Origin of the sequence: Sneathiella sp. (genome assembly GCF_047631475.1) — a bacterium.
Taxonomy (GTDB): domain Bacteria; phylum Pseudomonadota; class Alphaproteobacteria; order Sneathiellales; family Sneathiellaceae; genus Sneathiella.
On sequence record NZ_JBLHZT010000009.1, the window covers coordinates 77,401 to 96,460 of the forward strand.

Sequence of the window (19,060 nt, forward strand, 5' to 3'; positions counted from 1 at the left end):
TTACACCACATAGGCTTGCCATATCCCGTAAGAGGCTCCGACCGCGATGGCCAGACCGTAGGGCACCGAATGTTGGTTCGGAAACAAGAACAGGCTTTCAGACATATTGAACCGAATTTTTGCCCACCCCCATAACGCCTGAGGCATTGGAAGAAGGGCAACTAACGCCAGCACGCCACCGAACAAACTTGTCAGCAGTAAGAATTCTGGCCCCGCAATAGGCCCGCACCATAGGGCAGCGGATGCCAATAATTTTACATCGCCGCCGCCAAGCCTGTTGATGGCATATAACCCGAGCAGAAATAAAAATGTAATACCGCCCCATAACAAATGAAGGGGCAGGTCAATTTTACGGGCTGACAGACCATAAAAACTGAAAAACAGAATAATCAGGAATACCGATACCCGGTTCGGTATGATCCGAAACCGCAAATCCATTACGCCAGCATAGCAAAGGAAAAAGATTGCAATGATGGGTATCAAAAACGTCATGAATTTGAGAAAAGTTAACGATTCCGGCATCGGCACCGTCCTTAACCGTTAATCGCCACTCGATGCGCCGCCACCGGCGCCACCACCAAACTGAATATTTCCCATGGCTTCGCTGACCCGGCCATAAAAGGCACTTCCCGCAGTTCCGACAACAGCCGCCGCCGCTGCTGCGAGCAGCGCATATTCCACAGATGTAACGCCGCTTTCACATTTATAAAAATTCTTAATGAAATTCATATTAAATCACCTCTTGATTGCTTTTTATTATTAAGCCCATGCCGACACACCTGTCAGTGCTGTTAATAGGCAGAGCTGTATAGACAATTCATGGCGTTCAGAACAAAGAGCCCACTTCTTTAACTAACAAAGGCCTGCAAAATGGCAAAAACATAAGAAAAACGCGCCAAATAATCAACCAAACTAATGAATCATCAAATTTTATATAAAAAATTTATATTAAAGAGTCATCAATTTTTTTCTAAAAAAGAGAATTAAAAAGTTATTTATTATCGGAAAGGTATTTAACAGATGAAAATAAAAGGCATATTAGATGGTCAACCATACCCTTATATGGAAGAAATAATTGAAGCCTTATTGCATTATTCTTCTCTATTTACGTGTGAATTTTTGATCATAGAATCACCAAATATTAAAGACCTCTAGAAACCCAATCGTAGAAATGGGGCTGCCATTTTGCCCGGCAATACCAAAATTCTTAAATAAGCGGCCAATTTCCTGGTGCATTCTGATGTTAAGGAGGCTATACCGGATTAAGATACTTAAGGTGGTTGCTTGACTCCGTATACGGAGAGGGAAGGCATAATGACGAAAGACAGCGCACGGCGCATCCTGATTTATAGCCACGACTCTTTTGGCCTGGGGCATCTGAGAAGATGCCGGACACTTGCCCATGCCCTCGTCGAACAGAACCAAAACCTGTCAGTCCTAATTTTGTCAGGCTCTCCAATTATTGGGAGTTTTGATTTTAAAGCGCGGGTAGATTTCGTCAGAATTCCGGGCATCATAAAACTGAGAAACGGTGAATATACCTCTCTAAGCCTGCACATTGATACAGAGCAGACATTGGCAATGCGTGCCTCCATCATTCGCCACACAGCAGAGACGTTCGATCCGGACATCCTGATTGTCGACAAAGAACCTTTTGGACTAAGAGGAGAGGTGGAAGAAACTCTCAGGTTCCTGAAAACAAAAGGCACGCGGCTTGTTTTGGGTCTTCGGGACGTCCTGGATGACCCCGCGCTGCTGGTGCCCGAATGGAAACGCAAAAACGTTCTGCCCGCCCTTCAGGATCTCTATGATGATATCTGGGTTTTTGGTATCGAGCAGTTATACAATCCGCTACAGGAAATCGCCCTGCCTGCAGATGTAAAACGTAAAATCACCTATACTGGATACTTGCCCCGAGCGGTATCGGTTGGCGCAGAACCTGCAATACTTGAGGAACTGGACGCACCATATGCCCTGATCACTGTTGGCGGGGGCGGCGATGGTGAAGTCCTTATTGACTGGGTCTTGAGAGCCTACGAATCTGGCAATCCGCCCCCTATCAAAGCGCTCTTTGTGTTCGGTCCGTTCATGCCGCCCGAAACGCAAAACTCTTTTCGGGACCGGATTTCAAAACTAGATATGGTAAGGGCTGTCACGTTTGACAATCATATGGAAAGCCTGATGTCCAAGGCTTCCGCAGTCGTCGCAATGGGAGGCTATAATACCTTTTGCGAAGTCCTGTCGATGGATAAAAGAGCCCTTATTATCCCGCGAACGGTCCCACGTCTGGAACAGTATATTCGGGCGACCCGGGCGGCTGAGCTGGGCCTGATCAGTGTCCTTATTGACGATGGAGTTCGATCTGCATCAACGATGACCACCGCTCTTAAACATCTTTCGCAGCAGAAAAAACCGTCCGAAACAGTAATTCCAGGGCTTCTAGACGGCCTGACAAATGTGAACCGGCTAGCACAATTGCGGTTTAATGAAAGAGACAAATCGAGAGAAAAAAATACACTTTCTTTTCGCAAAGCAGACGGATAACCCTATCCGGCAAAAACAGAGGGTATGAATTCCACAGTTGGGCCGGAAGATAACTTGGCTCGATCAAACGGTGCCAGTTTGTTGGAAGCGATGATCGAACGGATAGACGATAAATATTCTTCACCCCGTTCCGAATAGGATTTGAGAAAAGCGATCATTGATGCCCCTTTTAGCGCCTCTCCCGCATTTAATCGTCGACTACGCTCTTTTCGAAAAGCGGCATATGCCTGATTTGTGTTCAGGTTCAACATATATGCTCGGACAGAGTCTAGCGGGGTCTTGAACGAACGAATACGATAATCCCCTTTTTCTGCTCGCTGCTCTTTTGGTTTCATACCTTTGGAAAAACTCCATTGACCAAATAATGCATTGCCTTCGATGGCGAAACGTGAAGTCCCCCAACCGCTTTCTTCAATCATTTGGGCAACCCCCAAAGACACAGGAATTGGGCCAACCCGGGTTTTAAGCTGCGTCAACAATTTCCGAAGGGGGGTATCCTTGTCCAGCTTATATTTCTGCGCAAGACGCCTGACCCGTTTTTTGTCGCCGTTGTCCAACTCCGTTTTTGAAAGAAATCTCAATACTGTCTTGCGTTCCGCTTTTACTTCTTCGTTAGCGATCAGAACAAGAGGAATGGAAAACCTTAAAAACAGCGCTTTCTTTTTCTCAACTGTCACATTTTCCAAGGCATGTTCTGGCCATTTCGAAGGAATGTCCTGAAGCAAAATTCTCGGAATTTGGGCCTCCCCCGCCCGCCATTTCTCTACTGACATTTCATGAAGAGCGAAATACTTGTCCAAATCTTTAATGGTCGAAAAACGCACTGTTTCCCTGGGATGAGCATCCCCTTTGGAAGAAAAAAACCCGCCATAGTTATAATATCCAACCAGCCCGACAATCAAAATGCCAAGAACAAAAGTTACAAGAGCCTGCTTCAAAATCTATTCCCCATTTTTAAAGTGACCAGCGCACATTTTTGTCGACTGCTCCTGTACTTCTTTAGACAACTACCCAATAATAAGCCTCATTCTCTTGTACTTTAACGCATATGGTGAGCAAATGAAGAAATTCTCAATAATGGCTGCAATGATTGCCATTTTATCAGTGGGAATAACAACAACATCCTTGGCGCAAGATGCCCATGGGAATCTTCAATGTGACGCCAATTTACAAAAAGCTCAGTCAGAATTAGATCTGACCGGAAAATCTGTTCGCGCCGTCTCAATCCTAGACCGTTTGGAAACCCATGCCAGTGGCAGCATCGTCAACGGAAAAGAATATTGGGTTTCTTTTCGTGAATGCAAAGGCAACCTTGTCGTTATTTTCGACCGCAACTGCGCTCTGGAAAATATGTACACGACAGGGAATTGCACGATTGAAACGCTGCCGTCCTATTAATCACTCTATTCAGCTTTCACCACCGAGACTAGGTTCATTTTCGCGAGCCAACCTGCGATCCTGATCATTTTCCCAATGGGCATTTTAAAGGCTGTTGCCAGCTCTTGAAGCGACATTGTGTCAGCATCAGCAATGACCTTAACGAAGTCTTCGATGGTGGCAGCGTTTGGCATGATTATCGATGCCCCATTGCCCATTGTGTCACCCAGATATTTTTCGACGTTTCCTACAGCATTTTCACAAATCCTTATTCTTGTCTGAGGTTTCATCTGTTCAGTCGGATAATGCGCGAAAAGTTTAAAGGGATCGTCCCGCAACGGTACAGGTGTTCGAAAAGCATTTGTCTCCGCCTTTGTGCGGCGGTCTGCAAGATCTGTCCATAAATCCTGATAGGTCGGAATTAGAACGTTCCAGTCGTATACCGCGTTAGCCCGTGCTTTACCTGCTGCCCCCATCTTTTTCCGCAAAGCACTGTCTTCAATCAGAGTTAGGTAAGCGTTGGCGCAGTCCTGTGTGTCGACATTGGTAAACAGCCCGACCTGACCGACATACCGGTCATAGCTATCAATGCCAACCTGATATCGATAGGCCAAATCCAAACCGCATCCCGCGGCCGGCATGGTCGTTCGGACCAGCAATCCATCAATCCCGTGACGCACGGTTTCTCGATACCCATCCCAATCGGTTGCAACGATGGGCAACCCTGCGGCCATCGCCTCGACCGGTGTTATTCCAAACGTTTCCTGAATGTTATCCGACAAGGAAGTAAAGATGTCGGCAGCCTGCCAGATATTTGTACGGACGTCCATATCCCGACCATCCACAAAGATACAATTCACAGACGGACAAAATTTTCGCGCGCCACTTCTAAACTGATTTTCAATTGCCGCCGTTGCAAACCAGCCGGCTTGTACCAAATGCAATTTTTTGTTGGTTTTTGCAGCTGCAATTTCCAGCGCCTGATACATCGGAAGAGGATGCGCCTTTGCATGTGCGGCAAGTCTGCCAACATATAAAATAACAATATCATCCGCGCCAATATTGTGAGTTTCTCTGAAGCTTTTACGCCATGCCAATTTTTCTGGCGTCTCAGCAAAATCGTCACAATTAATTCCAAGAGGAATGATCGGCAGCTGGACGGGTAATTTAACCTTTCCACCATTTCTCTGCTCCAGATACTCGGAATAGTTTGCGAGCACGTGTTCAACCGTTTTTTTCACCGAAACAGATGTGCAGATCAAGGCATCCCATTCTTCAAACGGTGCAATAGCAAGATCGCCAAACGTATCCATGACTTCCATCGAAGAAATGGTATGCGTCAATCCGCAAAGGCTAAAACTATTGCTCCCGATATGTCGCCGTTGCCAGGCAAACGGACCGATTGAAGGTCCAGAATAAAACAGACACCCCGGCTCGCTCATACGCCCGAGTGTCATGGGGTTTATCCATGTTGAAGGCGGAGCCTGATCAGACCAGGACGCGATCTGGCTTTCGAATGCCTTAAATTTTCCCGGGTGGTCCGTATAGCAATAAAGCTGATCCTGAGCCCCAAACTTCAAATACCCTTTAAGAAAGCTTTCTCCAGCAGATTGTCGTCCCAGAAGACGTTCCCCGCCCGTGCTAAATCCTTCTTGCTCGTAGAAAATAGCTGCATTTCGTTTATTGCTCACCCGTTCCCCCTATACCGACCCTTTTTTCAAGGCCCGCTGAATAACTTGCGGTAGGGTAAGGGAATAACGGGCGAAAATAAATATATCCTGAAGAGAAGAGGATTATTTATTATGCATCAAAGTCTACAATGACATCATCACTTGTCGGGTGAGACTGGCAGGTAAGGACAAACCCTTCCGCGACTTCATCATCTTCAAGTGCGTAGTTCAGATCCATCCGAACCTCTCCCTGAATAACCTTGGCGCGGCATGTACTGCATACCCCCCCTTTACAAGCAAAGGGCAGGTCGACACCCTTTTCAAGGGCCGCATCCAATATGGATACACCTTCTTCAGGGATACCCACTTCTGTTGTTTGTCCGTCGAGAATTACCGAGACAGTATGTTCGGGCCCAGCATCATTCGCATGTGGGTCTTGTTTCGGTTTATTGGCGGCAGCGATCGCAGCGTCTGTTATGAACAGCTCAAAATGAATATGGTCTTTTGACAGACCGTTATCGATTAGAAAGCCCTGAACATCCATGATCATACTTTCAGGGCCACAGATAAACGCATCATCGAATGACCGGACGTCCAAAGCGCCGCCGAACAATGTTTCGCATTTCTCCCGATTTATCCGACCATTAAACAGGGCCGCATCCTGTTCTTCTCTGCTCAGTATATGAATCAGGTTCAACCGATTTTGATACTGGTTTTTAAGATCTTCAATCTGCTCAAGAAACAGAATACTCGATACCGTCCGATTACCGTATATCAGCGTCACTTTACTTTTTTCTTCGGTTTTCAAGATGGTTTTAAGAATAGAAATAATCGGTGTTATTCCGCTTCCAGCAGCGACAAGCAGATAGTTTTTCGAGTGGGTCGGATCTAGTGGTGTATTAAACCGCCCTTGCGGCACCATGACATCCATGACCTGCCCTGGTTTGAAATTTTCGTTGGCGAATGTGGAAAAAACACCATCATCAATTTTTTTAATGGCCACTTTAAGTTCTGGATCCCCAACGGCACTACAAATCGAGTAGGACCTTCTAACATCCTCCCCGTTTATTTCAGCTTTTAAGGTCAAATGCTGACCTTGCTCAAACCGATAGGCATCGCGCAGTTTTTCAGGAACATCAAATGATACAGAAATCGCATCTTTCGTTTCCCGCACAACATCTGAAATCGTTAAACTATGAAAAACACTCATATTCGTTCCCTAGACACATTTGAAATAATCGAACGGTTCAAGACAATCGACACATTTATAGAGTGCCTTGCATGCCGTCGAACCAAATTCACTAACTTTTTCTGTATTTTCAGACTTGCATTGCGGGCACCGCACTGTTTCGCGCCCCAGCAATGCCGCCTTTGCACTGGATGACGGTGGCGCAATGCCAAATTCTTCCAGTTTTTTCTTTCCGTTTTCTGAAATAAGGTCAGTCGACCAAGCAGGCGTCAACACTGTTTTTACGTTAACGTCTTTATATCCATGCAATGTCAAGGCGACCTGAATATCCTCGGCAATCGTGTCCATCGCCGGGCAGCCTGAATAGGTTGGTGTAATCGAGACCTGAACCCCGTCTGCCAGAAACGCGATACCCCGAACAATACCCATATCTTCGATTGTCAAAACGGGTATTTCCGGATCTTTCACCTGTTCCAGCACCTGCCTGACCGCTTCTATATCCCCTGTTGCATTGTTCGGTTCCATTAGACGACTACCATTTTGCGTCAGGATAGGCCCTTGGAAGAAATTGCATTTCCGCCAAAATATATCCAAGATGTTCAGAATGCTTCCCAACCTTGCTACCGCGGACGGACCAGGTCACCTCTGGACGCACCAAGGTTGCTTCTTCCAAAACGGCATCAACCATGGCATCCCATTTTTCCTGCAAGGAAGCTGTATCAACGCCGATACCAGCTTTGGCCATTGCATCGTCGACCGCATCCATATCAAACATTTCAGGTGTGAAGCCCCAAAGTTCGTTGATCGCGGTTTGCATACGTTCATGGCTTTCTTCAGTACCATCCCCTAACCGAATAACCCAGTCACTGCTGTGACGTCGGTGATAGGTTATTTCTTTCAACGATTTTACGGCAATTTCTGAGAGCGTTTGATCGGCAGAAGAACAAAGAGCTTCAAATTGCACATACTGAAAACAATCAAAGAAAAACTGACGGGCCATTGTTTTGGCGAAATCGCCGTTCGGTTGCTCGACCAATAAAAGGTTTCGCCATGCTTGCGCGTCCCGATGAAAAGCCAAAGCGTCTTCGTCGCGACCTTTGCCTTCAACCTTCCCGGCATAATCAAGCAACAGCCGAGCCTGTCCAACCAGATCCAGCCCGACATTCATCAAAGCCAGTTCTTCTTCAAGAACAGGTGCCTTACCGCACCATTCCGCAAGACGCTGACCCAAAATCAGGCTGTTATCTCCAAGTCGGACGAGATACTCGAATAAATCTTTATTATTTGACATTATCATTTCCCAAATTCAGTTCAGATCACATATGGCCAACTTCATCGGGAATGTCGTAAAATGTTGGATGGCGATACATTTTCTCGTCATTTGGATCATAAAAAGCCCCTTTATCTTCAGGGCTTGAGGTCACGATATCTTCTGTTTTCACAACCCAGATACTAACGCCTTCACTGCGGCGCGTATAAACATCACGGGCATTCGTGAGCGCCATTTCAGCGTCGGGGGCGTGCAAGCTACCGACATGTTTGTGATGCAGCCCGTTTTTACTTCGAATAAAGACCTCGAAAAGTGGGAATTCAGATTTACGTTGAGTGTCTGACATTATAATTTCCTTCGTTAAGCTGCTTTGGCAGCTTGCGCGCGTTTACGCTTTTTCTCTGCATGGGCAAGGGCTGCCTCCCGAACCCATTGACCACCATCATGGGCATCTCTGCGAGTTTGCAACCGTTCGCGATTACACAAGCCATTGCCAGCAACAACATTTGCAAACTCATCCCAATCGATTTCACCCCAATCGTAGGACTTTGTTTCTTCGTTCCATGCAAGTTTGTCATCCGGTATGCTCAGGCCCAGATAATCGGCCTGCGGAACAGTCGCATCAATAAACCGCTGACGAAGTTCATCATTGGATGTGCGTTTAATTTTCCATTTCATGGACTGGCCTGTCCTCGGGCTGTCTGCATCATGTGGCCCAAACATCATCAAAGCAGGCCACCACCAGCGATTAATCGCATCTTGGGCCATCTCTTTCTGTTCAGGCGTCCCTTGCGCCATCTTGATCATGATTTCGTATCCCTGACGCTGATGAAAGCTTTCTTCTTTACAGACTTTCACCATTGCGCGGGCATAGGGGCCATAAGAACAACGGCAAAGGGCAATCTGATTGGTAATGGCAGCACCATCAACCAGCCAGCCAATCGCGCCGATATCGGCCCAGTTCAAAGTTGGGTAATTGAAAATGCTGGAATATTTTGCCTTCCCCGTATGAAGCTGCTCATACATTTCATCGCGGGAAATACCAAGAGTCTCGGCTGCACTATATAGATACAGTCCATGTCCGCCTTCATCCTGGATTTTTGCCATTAAAATGGCTTTGCGTTTCAAGGACGGCGCCCGTGTCAGCCAGTTTCCTTCTGGCAGCATACCGACGACTTCCGAATGGGCATGCTGAGAAATTTGCCGGATCAGAGATTTACGATACCCCTCAGGCATCCAGTCTTTCGGTTCGATTTTTAGTTCAGCGTCCACTTTCGCTTGAAAGGCCTCTTCAAGCGCGGCCAAATTCTGCTCATCCATCCCGGTTTTCCTCTCCAGCTCAATCTTGATTTCTAATATGATACATAATTTTTTCAAAATCAATAAATAATGTATCATTTAAATTTGCTGAGTTCAAAAGCCCGGAATTTTTGTTTTACTTGAAAATTTGAAAAGCTTGGGTATTTTCTGGCGAACAGGAGAACGCGAATGTGTGACAAGCCAACACCAGAAGATTTATTCGAGCGCAACAAAGAATGGGCGCAATCCAAACTGGAGCTCGACCAGGAATATTTTTCGCGCTTGCGCGATATTCAGCGACCAAACTATTTATGGATTGGCTGCTCTGACAGCCGCGTGCCGGCGAATGAAATTGTCGGCATGGATCCCGGAGAACTTTTCGTGCATCGGAATGTTGCGAATATCGTACCGCATAGTGACATGAATTGTCTGGCGGTTATTCAATATGCGGTCGAGATCCTAAAGGTTGAGCATATCATTGTTACCGGTCATTATAATTGCGGCGGTATCCGGGCAGCAATCAGCGACAGTGATCATGGACAGATCGACAATTGGCTCGCCAACATCAAAGATATCCTGAAGGCAAATTACGAAGAATTATCTGCCATTGAAGACGAACAGGCCAAAGTCGACAGGCTTTGTGAGTTGAACGTCATTCAACAAGTACGCAATGTTGGCAAAACATCGATTTTGCAAAAGGCATGGCGTAACAATCAAAAAGTGACCGTCCATGGATGGGTCTACGGCTTACATGATGGCCTTATCCGTGACATGAATGTCGACATTTCGAGCATCAATCAAATCCACGAAGCTTATCAGATCAGAAGCTAAATACGTCTGCCGATTTGGCCTTTTGGCGGTCAGGCAACTTTGGACTGAAAATGAGGCGTCGACTTTTTTGGAGCAATTAGGAGCGACCGCTCGTTTTCTATCAGGTTATGAAAAAGCCGTTCGGCCGAAACACCGTCCCTTGCCATTATCTTCTCGACGGCAAGACGATACCAGCCCGCCATTCCAAATGCCTGACGCTCCAGACTGTTGTCTGTCGTTTGGTAAAGCGCCACCAACACAACATCCACCACATCATTGAGACGGCTTGCAAGGTCATTCCGGCAGCAATCAAACAGACATCCGTGGAAATTTCTGACCGCTTTAAAGAAAAGCGCCTGATCCCTGACTTCTTCAGCATCCTCCATCTGGCGTTGAAATCCATCCAGCAATGCCAGTTGATCAAGACTACCCCTTTGGGCTGCAAGATTTGCAATGCCGGGTTGAAAACATTGACGCAACTCCATCATTTGAACAACGGATCCGTGGTCCTGCTGAACTTCTGACTGCCACGCCAAAATATCTGGATCAAGAAGATTCCAGCAGCTTCGTGGCCGAACGCGTGTCCCCGCCCGCTGTTTTGCTTCCAGCAAACCCTTTGCCGTTAAAACCCTGAATGCTTCGCGGATTGCTGTTCGGCTGCCCTTGAACATTTCCAGAAATTCGCCCTCTCCGGGTAATTTGTCACCCGGCTTATAGCGACCACCAACAATATCCTGCCCCAATTCATGAACCACCCTTCCATGGATACCTCCACGTGGATAGTGCCGATTACCTAACCGTGTCATTTCCGCCCCCACTTTAAATGACGCTTTTAAACTTTGTCCGCTTACAAAATAAGCGGTACACGTTGAGATAGCATAATATTAATTAAATATAAATCAATATACTAAGTTTTTTATTATACTATAAATAAAATTTATAGATGATATATGCTGGGACCTTCACACATTTAATGTCTTGCACTTCATCCTTGGAACTGCGAAAAATTAACCCAATAGAACAGTCTTCAGAAAGGCCAATTCCGATGGATGTAAAAGCAGCTGTTGCCATAAAAGCCGGCGCCCCTCTTTCAATTGAAACAGTAACACTGGATGGTCCGAGAGCTGGCGAAGTTCTTGTTGAAATCAAAGCAAGCGGCATTTGCCATACTGATGCTTTCACACTTTCTGGCGACGATCCCGAAGGTGTTTTTCCAGCTATTCTGGGCCATGAAGGTGCCGGTATCGTTGTTGATGTCGGGCCCGGCGTTACGACGCTTGAAAAAGGCGATCATGTTATTCCGCTCTACACACCGGAATGCCGTCAATGTAGTTATTGCACCAGTGGCAAAACCAATTTGTGTCAGGCAATTCGCGAAACACAGGGTCAAGGATTGATGCCCGACGGCAGCAGTCGTTTCAAGATTAACGGTGAAAAAATTTACCACTATATGGGCTGTTCCACTTTCGCCAATTATACGGTCGTCCCAGAAATTGCGCTTGCCAAGATCCGCAAAGATGCCCCCTTTGAAAAGGTTTGTTATATCGGATGCGGTGTGACCACAGGCATTGGCGCAGTGATCAATACTGCGCAAGTCAAACCGGGCGACAATGTTGTTATCTTTGGTCTGGGCGGAATTGGTCTGAACGTTATACAGGGCGCCCGGCTTGCAGGTGCCAACATGATCGTTGGTATCGACCTGAACAACAGCAGGAAGGAGCTTGCGGCGAAATTTGGTATGACCCATTTTGTAAACCCGAACGAGGTTGAGGGAGACCTGGTCAGCTATCTTGTGGACCTTACAAAGGGCGGTGCCGACTATTCATTCGAATGTATTGGCAATGTCCATACCATGCGGCAGGCCCTTGAATGTTGCCATAAAGGCTGGGGTGAAAGCATCATCGTTGGTGTGGCAGGCGCCGGACAGGAGATTTCCACCCGTCCCTTCCAACTGGTCACTGGACGCGTATGGAAAGGCACCGCTTTTGGTGGGGCCAAAGGCCGGACAGATGTTCCTAAAATCGTCGATTGGTATATGGACGGGAAAATCAATATTGACGAAATGATCACGCATGTCATGCCGATTGAGGAGATCAACAAAGGATTTGACCTGATGCATGAAGGTAAATCCATTCGTAGCGTTGTAACGTTTGACTGACCCATGAAAACACGATCAGAACAAAGCTGCTTTGGCGGAACTCAGGGTTTTTACGAACACCGCTCACAAGAAACTGGCACAGACATGCAGTTTGCCGTTTATACACCACCGTCTGCCAAAAACGAGCCAGTTCCCGTGGTATATTATCTGGCAGGGCTGACCTGTACAGAGGAAACCGCAACCATCAAAGCCGGCGCACAGCGAGTGGCCGCGCAGCTTGGACTAATGCTTGTGATGCCCGATACCAGTCCGCGCGGCGCAATGATCGACGGCGAGGATGAGAGCTGGGATTTTGGAACCGGGGCCGGGTTTTATCTGGATGCTACCAAGGCGCCATGGTCAAAAAACTACCGAATGTATTCCTATATAACAAAGGAACTTCCTTCCCTTATTGCAGCGCATTTTCCGTCGGATAATGGACCCGCTGGCATCATGGGGCATTCCATGGGAGGCCACGGGGCACTGACGATCGGGCTGAAAAATACAGAGCAATACGCTTCCATTACCGCTTTTGCTCCGATTTGTGCGCCCAGCCAATGTCCGTGGGGCCAAAAGGCGTTTAACGGCTATCTGGGAGATAACAAAGCCGAGTGGGCCGAATATGATGCTGTTGCGTTGGTAACTAACGTTCAGACGCCGCATCCAATTCTTATAGATCAAGGAAAGGCAGATGCGTTTCTTGAACAGGAACTGAACCCCCACCTATTTGAACAGGCATGCAAGGCTGCGGACCAACCGATCATCTATCGCAGCCATTCTGGCTATGATCACAGCTATTATTTTATCCAGTCTTTTATGGAAGACCATTTACTGCATCATTCAAAGATATTGAAAGCCCTATAGCTCTTTCAGGGCTTTCTCTATTTTATCTTTGTTTGGAAGACTGGACTGCGCGCCCGCGACCGAACAGGTCAATCCTGCACCCGCGGTTGCGGCTTGCAACGCATCATGGAGATTCTTTCCATCAGACAAGGCGGCTGCGAAAACGCCAATAAAACAATCTCCGGCCGCGGTGGTATCAACTGGCGTGATCTTCATCGCAGGCACCCGCGTCAACCAACCCTCTTCTGCGGCAACAACGCCGCTTGCGCCCAATGTCAGGATGACGCATAAATCATATCGCGATGCCAGCTCAACAACCAGTTCATCGCTGGAAAGCGTATCCAGACCGTGTTGCCTGGCTATTGCCGCCGCTTCTCCTTCATTGACAACCAGATAATCCAGATCGTGCAAAACTGATTCCGGTATTAAACCCGCAGGCGCAAGGTTCAAAATACTTTTAACACCGAACTTCTTTGCCCGTGATATCAACGTCCAATTTTCTGAACTGGGGACCTCCATTTGCAACAAAAGATAGGCCGCACTTTCAAGCACATCATCACTAACCTGATCTGCCGTCGCATCATTATTGGCTCCAGAAACAACAACAATGGAATTTTCTGCATTCTGATCAACCCAAATAGAGGCACAGCCCGTCGGTCTGATCGTTCTTTTAAGAGCTGACAATTCCACCCCGTCCTCAAGCATTAATGAGACGGCTGCGCCCGCATTCACATCATCCCCCACAGCGCCGATCATTGTAACATCCGCACCGGCCCGCCGGGCTGCCAAAGCCTGATTAGCCCCTTTTCCCCCGGGGACTTGCATATACTGATCCCCAAGGATCGTCTCGCCCGGTGCCGGTAAGGACTGCATTTGATAGACTTGATCAATATTAATGGATCCGAAAACAACAATCATTTTTACTGTTAATCCCATCTGCTTAATGAAGGGGCACCCCCTCCTGTTTTGCCATCTGCTAGCTGCGGCTGATTCCGCTTGCAAAGACTTCTTCTTTCAACACCCGTTGACTAAAGGCCAAAAACAACAACCCCGGTACCGTAATTATTAACGTAAAGGCAGCAGCGACAGGATCAAGAGCCCCGCCACCACTTATTTTGGTAAACAGGAGTGTCGCCAATGTATCCACCTGTCCCTGACCAATGTAAAAGGTAAGTAGAAAAATATTGGTCGAGATCAGCACTGAAAATAACGCAGCAGCCAAAATGCCTGGCAGCATTAAAGGCATTTCAATAAACCAGAAAACCTGAATTCGAGAAGCACCTAAAAGCTCGGCCTGTTCTAACATCCCCTTGTCCAACTCCGTGTAAACAGAGGTCAAAACCCGGATCATATACGGAAGCACGGGGATAAGGTGAGCCGCGGCGACAGCAAACAGGTTCCCTTGAAGTCCAAATTGTAAAAAAATCAGTAACATCCCGATACCAAAAGCTATTTCCGGGACAATCAGGGGCGTACTGAGAAGAAGTTCGACGCCGGGCTTTCCCGCGAACCGGTGACGCGCCAGAACCCGGGCGGCTGGAATAGAAAAAAGCAAAGCCACCACGGTCACAAGAACAGCGATCAAGACTGTATTTTGCAGGGCTGGCAGCAACCTTGAAACCGGATCAAAAACATAATCCCAGGCGAGAGGGAGGCGCACGCTTTCACGTTTTTCCCACCACCAAATAGACGGTAGCAAATCAGGCCAGCCCCAGCGAAATGAAACAGACGCCACCGCAAGGGGCACGAAAGGTCCTACAATCGCCCCGATAAAAAAAGCCAACGCGATCTTCTGCCAGGTTCTTAAGCCCCGGATCATATCCGCCCCCTCTTTCTTTCAAGGCGACGGTAAAATGTCAGATATCCCAAAAGGCAAATCGCAGAAACAATTGTAATAACTGTCGTAACAGCCATCGCTGAAGGGCGGTTGGTATAGTCAGCATCATTAAATAACCGCCATGCCTCAACAGTCAGTGTGTTCGGATACCCAGCACCCAAAATAAACGGGACTTCAAAGCCACCAAAATTGAACGCAAACACGATAAGCGTTGCCCCTATCAGCGACGGCGTTAAGCGCGGAAAGGTGACGTGCCAGAAAATCTGCCAGCCAGAAGCCCCCAGCAGCATCGCACTTTCTTCCTGCTCTCGCCCCAGCACAAGCAAATTGGAATACAGCATCAGGGTCATGAAAGGGACCTGTTTCCATAGATAGACAATCATTATCCCAATACCGCTTGAGCTTTGTAAAAGGCGTGGGAACTCAGACGGGCTTTCTATAAATCCCACGGAATAAAACAGCCGCGCAAATAATCCCCCGTTTGTGAAAAGCAGCAAAACAAGGCTAACACCAACAAGATAAGGGACAACCATCGGAATCTTATACAAAAACAGGATCAGTCCACGTGCCTTGAACCGCCGCGCAAGGATCACGCTTAGTATCAGGCTCAGCACTGCCCCTAGTAGGGTCGGAACAACAGAATAATAAAATGTCAGTCCAAGTGATTTCCAAAATCCGGTTCCCGCAAATAATTGCTGGTAATATTTAACGGTCGGAAATTCATTAACGCCATATTGGGGCGCATAGCCAAAACTTTGTACAATACCTAGCGATAATGCCCCCAGAAAAAGAACGGCCAACAGTATGATCGCCGGTGCAAGCCCGGCGATAATCTTAACGGTCGAAGTTGGCGCTCTTTTTACCATGACAAATGACTATGTCTTCATCGCCTCACGGACAATCTGTTCAAAAGGTTTGCTTGAACGCCTTTCGATATACTGGATCCAGATTTTTTCAATGACCTTTACCAGCGACGCATTCGTATCGGCTACGGCCCCTTGCCCTAACTCTTCAGCCGTAACACCGTAATGAGACGGAGCCGCCGCTTTGACGGCTTTAAGATCAATGGGTGACAAAGTCTGCATATCGATACCGAGCGGGTATCCAATTGTTTTCAACTTGGACACCTGCAACGTGACAGAGGACATGATGTTCGCAAACACGAGAGCCGCAGCCGGATGCGGAGAATTCGCAGGAATTGCCAAAAAATTCTTATTTTTGATCATACCATTTTTTGGAAACGCCAAGGTTTCTGCTGTTTCTGGAAAGGATCCGTTTTCTCGCTTGTTTGCAACAAGATAGAGGCCAAACTCACAGCCCATATCGATTTCGCCGTTATTGAACATGGCCTGCAAGGCCGCTTGATTTTGAGGGAAAATGGCTTTACCACCCCCCAGAAGGTTAGGTTCTATGCGTTTTAAATAGTCGAAACCCGGGCGCACCAGTTCAGCAAAGGCCTCGGCTGTAAATTCATCAATCGATTTCTGGAAATCAACATATCCCTGTCCTGAAGGATTAAACGCATATAAGGCCGTCTGAACAAAAGTGTTTCCAACATAGTGGGGCGGTTTAACATAGGTAAAACGGCCCGGATTATTTTCCAGCCACTTTTCAAGCCCGCCAAAGTCAGTGGGGGCATCGGCCCGCTTCAATCGCGCAGTATCAATATAACAGACATACTGTTCCCCGGACCAGGGCATTTCGCGCGCCAAAGTCGGCGTTCCAAAATCAGAAAGATTTAATTGCGACGCCGGATTATTTGTATCAAAGATAAAATTTCTTGCATTGGGGACCTTATCCGCAAACGAACCAAAGAGCGCATTTTGACTGGCCAATGTATAAAAATTGTCACCGTTCAACCAAATCGCGTCAACGGTTCCCTCGCCAATGCCTTTACCGGCCTGCATTTCCGCCAGCACCAGATCAACGGCTTCACGGGTACCGGAAATCCGGGTCGTTTTTAAGGTAATTCCTTTTTTCTTCAAACGCGGAACAACAGCCGTTTCAATCCAGGCATTCAGTTCTTCGCTGCCGCCCCAGTGAAACCAGTTGATCACCCCTTCTTTCTTGGCACGGGTTTCCACTTTTCCCCAGGACATTTTCCCAGAATTAAACTGGTCTCTAAAGGTCTCCAGCTCCTTCTCAGCAGCATTGACCGGTGACAGTGCGGTGACGCCCAAAACAAAGGCCAGACCCAAAGATTGAAATAATTTCATGGAACCTTATTCCTGTTAAAATCGAATTGGTTTCTCCGGGATAACCCAAAGAAAATGAGTATCAAACTGGAGCCACACATGCGCCCCTACCGGGAAATGTTCGGCGCTCTGATGTTGAACAGCGATCATTTCTTCTGCAATTCTTACGATATAAACAACATACCCCCCGTGATAGCGTGCAGACACCACCTCGCCGCAAAGAGACCCGGTTTGAGTTCCGGACATTACAATATTTTCTGGCCGGATCATTACCGTGACCGCCTCGCCCATCGCATAGGCAGAAGCCTCCCGACAGGTAAGCTCGCCCAATGGGCAGCGGACCGTTTCACGGCCTGAAATGGTTGCGGGTAAAAAATTGGTCGCCCCCATAAATTCTGCAACAGATCGATGCCGCGGCTTTTCGAAGACATCTTTTGCGGTCCCCTGCTGCAAGGCCGATCCGTTTTCCATAACAACAACCTGATCGGCAAGCATCATTGCTTCATTCTGATCATGTGTCACGAAAACTGTTGTCAGCGACAAATCCTGTTGCAATTCTTTAATAAACAGGGCGACTTCTTCTCTCAAATTTGCATCAAGATTTGAAAGCGGCTCATCCAGCAAAAGAATTTCTGGATCCATCACTAACGTTCGCGCAAGGGCTACCCGTTGTTTCTGCCCCCCTGAAAGGGTCGTTGAAAATCGGTTTTCCAATCCCTGAAGGTGCGTTTTTTCAACAATCCACTTCAGTTTCTCATTGTTTTTATCTTTACTCCCTCCCCCCATTCTCAATCCGAATGTAATATTATCCGCCACATTGAGATGAGGAAACAGTCCGAAATTCTGAAAAACCATACCGACTTTTCGTTGGCGAACAGACAGGTCTGTGACATCCCGATCACCAAAGAGTAAGGTACCGTCATTAATCGGGTTTAGTCCGGCAATCATACGAAGGGTCGTCGTTTTACCGGACCCTGATGCCCCCAGAAGAGCCAGCATCTGACCATTGGGTAGACTTAGATCAATCGGACCGATCGACCTTCCATCCTCAAACGCGGTGACACACCCAATCAAACGCAGCCCACTCATCAAACTCTCATAATTTTTATAATATCGATTTGATTTAGTGTACTGAGTTTATTTAAGAAATCCTATCAAAACAGCGTGAAAGAAAAATTCAGGTTTATTCTCAATTCACAGCCCCGCACTTATCAAATTACAGAGATTGCCAATACCGTGTTTTCATTCTACAGTTTTCAACCAAACGATGAAAAGAAAACGGAAAGTTTCATGAATTCGATACCTGAAGGGTTTACGGCCCTCCCTCATACAACCGGCTTTATTGGGCACCTTGGCCCCTATTATTTACATCAACTCGAAGGTGGCGACTTTTTGTTTGGCTTTCAGACAGATGATCGACATTCCAATCCCAATAATGTCATTCATGGCGGCGCCCTCGTCGGTTTCGCCGATACAGTTATGGGGCATTGTGTTTTCAAATCCAGTGACAGACCTTGCGCGACCATCTCTCTCAATACTGAATTTGCGGCTGGCGCACCTGCGGGCAGCTGGATCACTGCCCGTCCAGAACTTCGCAAAAAGACAAATAGTCTAGCCTTTGTAAGAACAGATCTATGGGCTGAGGATGCGTTAATCCTGAGCGCGACAGCTGTCTTTAAACTCTTTCCCGCAAACCGGTCTTAAAGAGAGCCAACTCGGTAACGCTTGATCTGCAAGCCGGAATATCAGCGGCTGTATGACAGGCGACTTTCAAGGGGGACCACCGGCGCCTAACAAGAGCCCCCCTTCATTGATGGAAGAAGGACCAGAAATTGCGCAGAAAACGATCCGTGAACCGAACCGTTTTCTTTTCCTTATCAATACTGGTC

Annotated in this window: 21 protein-coding genes; 6 read left to right on the top strand and 15 right to left on the bottom strand. The window is 47.3% G+C overall.

The features are described from left to right. Window positions 1-522 (bottom strand): A24 family peptidase, encoded by a 522-nt coding sequence (locus ACJAYR_RS05760; RefSeq protein ID WP_415235713.1) that lies wholly within the window; start codon window positions 520-522, stop codon window positions 1-3. An 18-nt stretch (window positions 523-540) separates the two neighbouring features. After that, entirely contained in the window at window positions 541-729 is a 189-nt protein-coding gene (locus tag ACJAYR_RS05765) for a Flp family type IVb pilin (RefSeq protein ID WP_415235714.1), read from the bottom strand. Window positions 730-1,314: 585 nt separating this feature from the next. Here ACJAYR_RS05765 and ACJAYR_RS05770 point away from each other — a divergent pair. Continuing rightward, window positions 1,315-2,544 (top strand): glycosyltransferase family protein, encoded by a 1,230-nt coding sequence (locus tag ACJAYR_RS05770; protein ID WP_415235715.1) that lies wholly within the window; start codon window positions 1,315-1,317, stop codon window positions 2,542-2,544. Between the two features lie 2 nt (window positions 2,545-2,546). Here ACJAYR_RS05770 and ACJAYR_RS05775 read toward each other — a convergent pair whose 3' ends face one another. Further along, window positions 2,547-3,482 carry a glucosaminidase domain-containing protein gene (locus ACJAYR_RS05775; RefSeq protein WP_415235716.1) on the bottom strand — a complete coding sequence of 312 codons (936 nt, stop codon included), beginning with the start codon at window positions 3,480-3,482 and terminating at the stop codon, window positions 2,547-2,549. Between the two features lie 121 nt (window positions 3,483-3,603). On the opposite strand from ACJAYR_RS05775, the gene ACJAYR_RS05780 reads away from it, so the two are divergent. Further along, window positions 3,604-3,942, top strand: coding sequence for a hypothetical protein (locus tag ACJAYR_RS05780; RefSeq protein WP_415235717.1), 339 nt, complete (start codon window positions 3,604-3,606; stop codon window positions 3,940-3,942). A 5-nt stretch (window positions 3,943-3,947) separates the two neighbouring features. Here the strand turns inward: ACJAYR_RS05780 and ACJAYR_RS05785 are convergent, their stop codons facing one another. From ACJAYR_RS05785 to paaA, 6 genes are all read right to left on the bottom strand, one after another. After that, entirely contained in the window at window positions 3,948-5,612 is a 1,665-nt protein-coding gene (locus ACJAYR_RS05785) for a glycosyltransferase family 4 protein (RefSeq protein ID WP_415235718.1), read from the bottom strand. 109 nt (window positions 5,613-5,721) lie between these two features. Continuing rightward, window positions 5,722-6,801: a 1,2-phenylacetyl-CoA epoxidase subunit PaaE gene (gene paaE / locus ACJAYR_RS05790; RefSeq protein ID WP_415235719.1), complete on the bottom strand. Its 1,080-nt coding sequence runs from the start codon at window positions 6,799-6,801 to the stop codon at window positions 5,722-5,724. A 9-nt stretch (window positions 6,802-6,810) separates the two neighbouring features. Then, the gene (gene paaD, locus ACJAYR_RS05795; RefSeq protein WP_415235720.1) at window positions 6,811-7,305 is read right to left on the bottom strand and encodes a 1,2-phenylacetyl-CoA epoxidase subunit PaaD; all 495 of its coding nucleotides are present in this window, start codon (window positions 7,303-7,305) and stop codon (window positions 6,811-6,813) included. 7 nt (window positions 7,306-7,312) lie between these two features. Further along, window positions 7,313-8,071 carry a 1,2-phenylacetyl-CoA epoxidase subunit PaaC gene (gene paaC / locus ACJAYR_RS05800; protein WP_415235721.1) on the bottom strand — a complete coding sequence of 253 codons (759 nt, stop codon included), beginning with the start codon at window positions 8,069-8,071 and terminating at the stop codon, window positions 7,313-7,315. 25 nt (window positions 8,072-8,096) lie between these two features. Further along, a complete protein-coding gene (gene paaB, locus ACJAYR_RS05805; protein ID WP_415235722.1) occupies window positions 8,097-8,396 on the bottom strand; it encodes a 1,2-phenylacetyl-CoA epoxidase subunit PaaB in 300 nt (99 codons plus the stop codon). 14 nt (window positions 8,397-8,410) lie between these two features. Continuing rightward, window positions 8,411-9,370 (bottom strand): 1,2-phenylacetyl-CoA epoxidase subunit PaaA, encoded by a 960-nt coding sequence (paaA, locus tag ACJAYR_RS05810; protein WP_415235723.1) that lies wholly within the window; start codon window positions 9,368-9,370, stop codon window positions 8,411-8,413. A gap of 168 nt (window positions 9,371-9,538) precedes the next feature. On the opposite strand from paaA, the gene can reads away from it, so the two are divergent. Then, window positions 9,539-10,180, top strand: coding sequence for a carbonate dehydratase (gene can, locus ACJAYR_RS05815; protein ID WP_415235724.1), 642 nt, complete (start codon window positions 9,539-9,541; stop codon window positions 10,178-10,180). A 29-nt stretch (window positions 10,181-10,209) separates the two neighbouring features. Here the strand turns inward: can and ACJAYR_RS05820 are convergent, their stop codons facing one another. Next, window positions 10,210-10,965 (bottom strand): FadR/GntR family transcriptional regulator, encoded by a 756-nt coding sequence (locus ACJAYR_RS05820; RefSeq protein WP_415235725.1) that lies wholly within the window; start codon window positions 10,963-10,965, stop codon window positions 10,210-10,212. Window positions 10,966-11,204: 239 nt separating this feature from the next. On the opposite strand from ACJAYR_RS05820, the gene ACJAYR_RS05825 reads away from it, so the two are divergent. Together ACJAYR_RS05825 and fghA are read left to right on the top strand one after the other, a co-directional pair. Continuing rightward, window positions 11,205-12,317 (top strand): S-(hydroxymethyl)glutathione dehydrogenase/class III alcohol dehydrogenase, encoded by a 1,113-nt coding sequence (locus tag ACJAYR_RS05825; RefSeq protein ID WP_415235726.1) that lies wholly within the window; start codon window positions 11,205-11,207, stop codon window positions 12,315-12,317. A gap of 3 nt (window positions 12,318-12,320) precedes the next feature. Further along, entirely contained in the window at window positions 12,321-13,160 is an 840-nt protein-coding gene (gene fghA / locus ACJAYR_RS05830; RefSeq protein WP_415235727.1) for an S-formylglutathione hydrolase, read from the top strand. On the opposite strand, the gene ACJAYR_RS05835 is transcribed toward fghA, so the two are convergent. The 5 genes from ACJAYR_RS05835 to ACJAYR_RS05855 are packed head-to-tail and all read right to left on the bottom strand — an operon-like array spanning window position 13,155 to window position 18,260. After that, window positions 13,155-14,057, bottom strand: coding sequence for a ribokinase (locus ACJAYR_RS05835; protein ID WP_415235728.1), 903 nt, complete (start codon window positions 14,055-14,057; stop codon window positions 13,155-13,157). The two genes, fghA and ACJAYR_RS05835, sit on opposite strands and share 6 nt — an antisense overlap. Before the next feature lie 58 nt (window positions 14,058-14,115). Next, window positions 14,116-14,958 (bottom strand): ABC transporter permease, encoded by an 843-nt coding sequence (locus ACJAYR_RS05840; protein ID WP_415235729.1) that lies wholly within the window; start codon window positions 14,956-14,958, stop codon window positions 14,116-14,118. Continuing rightward, entirely contained in the window at window positions 14,955-15,842 is an 888-nt protein-coding gene (locus tag ACJAYR_RS05845) for an ABC transporter permease (protein ID WP_415235730.1), read from the bottom strand. Before ACJAYR_RS05845 ends, ACJAYR_RS05840 begins: the two co-directional genes overlap by 4 nt. Before the next feature lie 9 nt (window positions 15,843-15,851). Next, the gene (locus ACJAYR_RS05850; RefSeq protein ID WP_415235731.1) at window positions 15,852-17,192 is read right to left on the bottom strand and encodes an ABC transporter substrate-binding protein; all 1,341 of its coding nucleotides are present in this window, start codon (window positions 17,190-17,192) and stop codon (window positions 15,852-15,854) included. Between the two features lie 15 nt (window positions 17,193-17,207). Continuing rightward, window positions 17,208-18,260 (bottom strand): ABC transporter ATP-binding protein, encoded by a 1,053-nt coding sequence (locus tag ACJAYR_RS05855; protein WP_415235732.1) that lies wholly within the window; start codon window positions 18,258-18,260, stop codon window positions 17,208-17,210. A gap of 201 nt (window positions 18,261-18,461) precedes the next feature. On the opposite strand from ACJAYR_RS05855, the gene ACJAYR_RS05860 reads away from it, so the two are divergent. After that, window positions 18,462-18,875 (top strand): PaaI family thioesterase, encoded by a 414-nt coding sequence (locus ACJAYR_RS05860; RefSeq protein WP_415235733.1) that lies wholly within the window; start codon window positions 18,462-18,464, stop codon window positions 18,873-18,875. The last annotated feature ends 185 nt before the right edge of the window (window positions 18,876-19,060 follow it).

What these genes read in the sequence shown, in the direction of transcription:
- ACJAYR_RS05760 (WP_415235713.1), bottom strand. Translation starts at nt 522, where the DNA reads ATGCCGGAATCGTTAACTTTTCTCAAATTCATGACGTTTTTGATACCC.
- ACJAYR_RS05765 (WP_415235714.1), bottom strand. Translation starts at nt 729, where the DNA reads ATGAATTTCATTAAGAATTTTTATAAATGTGAAAGCGGCGTTACATCT.
- ACJAYR_RS05770 (WP_415235715.1), top strand. Translation starts at nt 1,315, where the DNA reads ATGACGAAAGACAGCGCACGGCGCATCCTGATTTATAGCCACGACTCT.
- ACJAYR_RS05780 (WP_415235717.1), top strand. Translation starts at nt 3,604, where the DNA reads ATGAAGAAATTCTCAATAATGGCTGCAATGATTGCCATTTTATCAGTG.
- paaE (WP_415235719.1), bottom strand. Translation starts at nt 6,801, where the DNA reads ATGAGTGTTTTTCATAGTTTAACGATTTCAGATGTTGTGCGGGAAACG.
- paaD (WP_415235720.1), bottom strand. Translation starts at nt 7,305, where the DNA reads ATGGAACCGAACAATGCAACAGGGGATATAGAAGCGGTCAGGCAGGTG.
- paaC (WP_415235721.1), bottom strand. Translation starts at nt 8,071, where the DNA reads ATGTCAAATAATAAAGATTTATTCGAGTATCTCGTCCGACTTGGAGAT.
- paaB (WP_415235722.1), bottom strand. Translation starts at nt 8,396, where the DNA reads ATGTCAGACACTCAACGTAAATCTGAATTCCCACTTTTCGAGGTCTTT.
- paaA (WP_415235723.1), bottom strand. Translation starts at nt 9,370, where the DNA reads ATGGATGAGCAGAATTTGGCCGCGCTTGAAGAGGCCTTTCAAGCGAAA.
- can (WP_415235724.1), top strand. Translation starts at nt 9,539, where the DNA reads ATGTGTGACAAGCCAACACCAGAAGATTTATTCGAGCGCAACAAAGAA.
- ACJAYR_RS05820 (WP_415235725.1), bottom strand. Translation starts at nt 10,965, where the DNA reads ATGACACGGTTAGGTAATCGGCACTATCCACGTGGAGGTATCCATGGA.
- ACJAYR_RS05825 (WP_415235726.1), top strand. Translation starts at nt 11,205, where the DNA reads ATGGATGTAAAAGCAGCTGTTGCCATAAAAGCCGGCGCCCCTCTTTCA.
- fghA (WP_415235727.1), top strand. Translation starts at nt 12,321, where the DNA reads ATGAAAACACGATCAGAACAAAGCTGCTTTGGCGGAACTCAGGGTTTT.
- ACJAYR_RS05835 (WP_415235728.1), bottom strand. Translation starts at nt 14,057, where the DNA reads ATGATTGTTGTTTTCGGATCCATTAATATTGATCAAGTCTATCAAATG.
- ACJAYR_RS05840 (WP_415235729.1), bottom strand. Translation starts at nt 14,958, where the DNA reads ATGATCCGGGGCTTAAGAACCTGGCAGAAGATCGCGTTGGCTTTTTTT.
- ACJAYR_RS05845 (WP_415235730.1), bottom strand. Translation starts at nt 15,842, where the DNA reads ATGGTAAAAAGAGCGCCAACTTCGACCGTTAAGATTATCGCCGGGCTT.
- ACJAYR_RS05850 (WP_415235731.1), bottom strand. Translation starts at nt 17,192, where the DNA reads ATGAAATTATTTCAATCTTTGGGTCTGGCCTTTGTTTTGGGCGTCACC.
- ACJAYR_RS05855 (WP_415235732.1), bottom strand. Translation starts at nt 18,260, where the DNA reads ATGAGTGGGCTGCGTTTGATTGGGTGTGTCACCGCGTTTGAGGATGGA.
- ACJAYR_RS05860 (WP_415235733.1), top strand. Translation starts at nt 18,462, where the DNA reads ATGAATTCGATACCTGAAGGGTTTACGGCCCTCCCTCATACAACCGGC.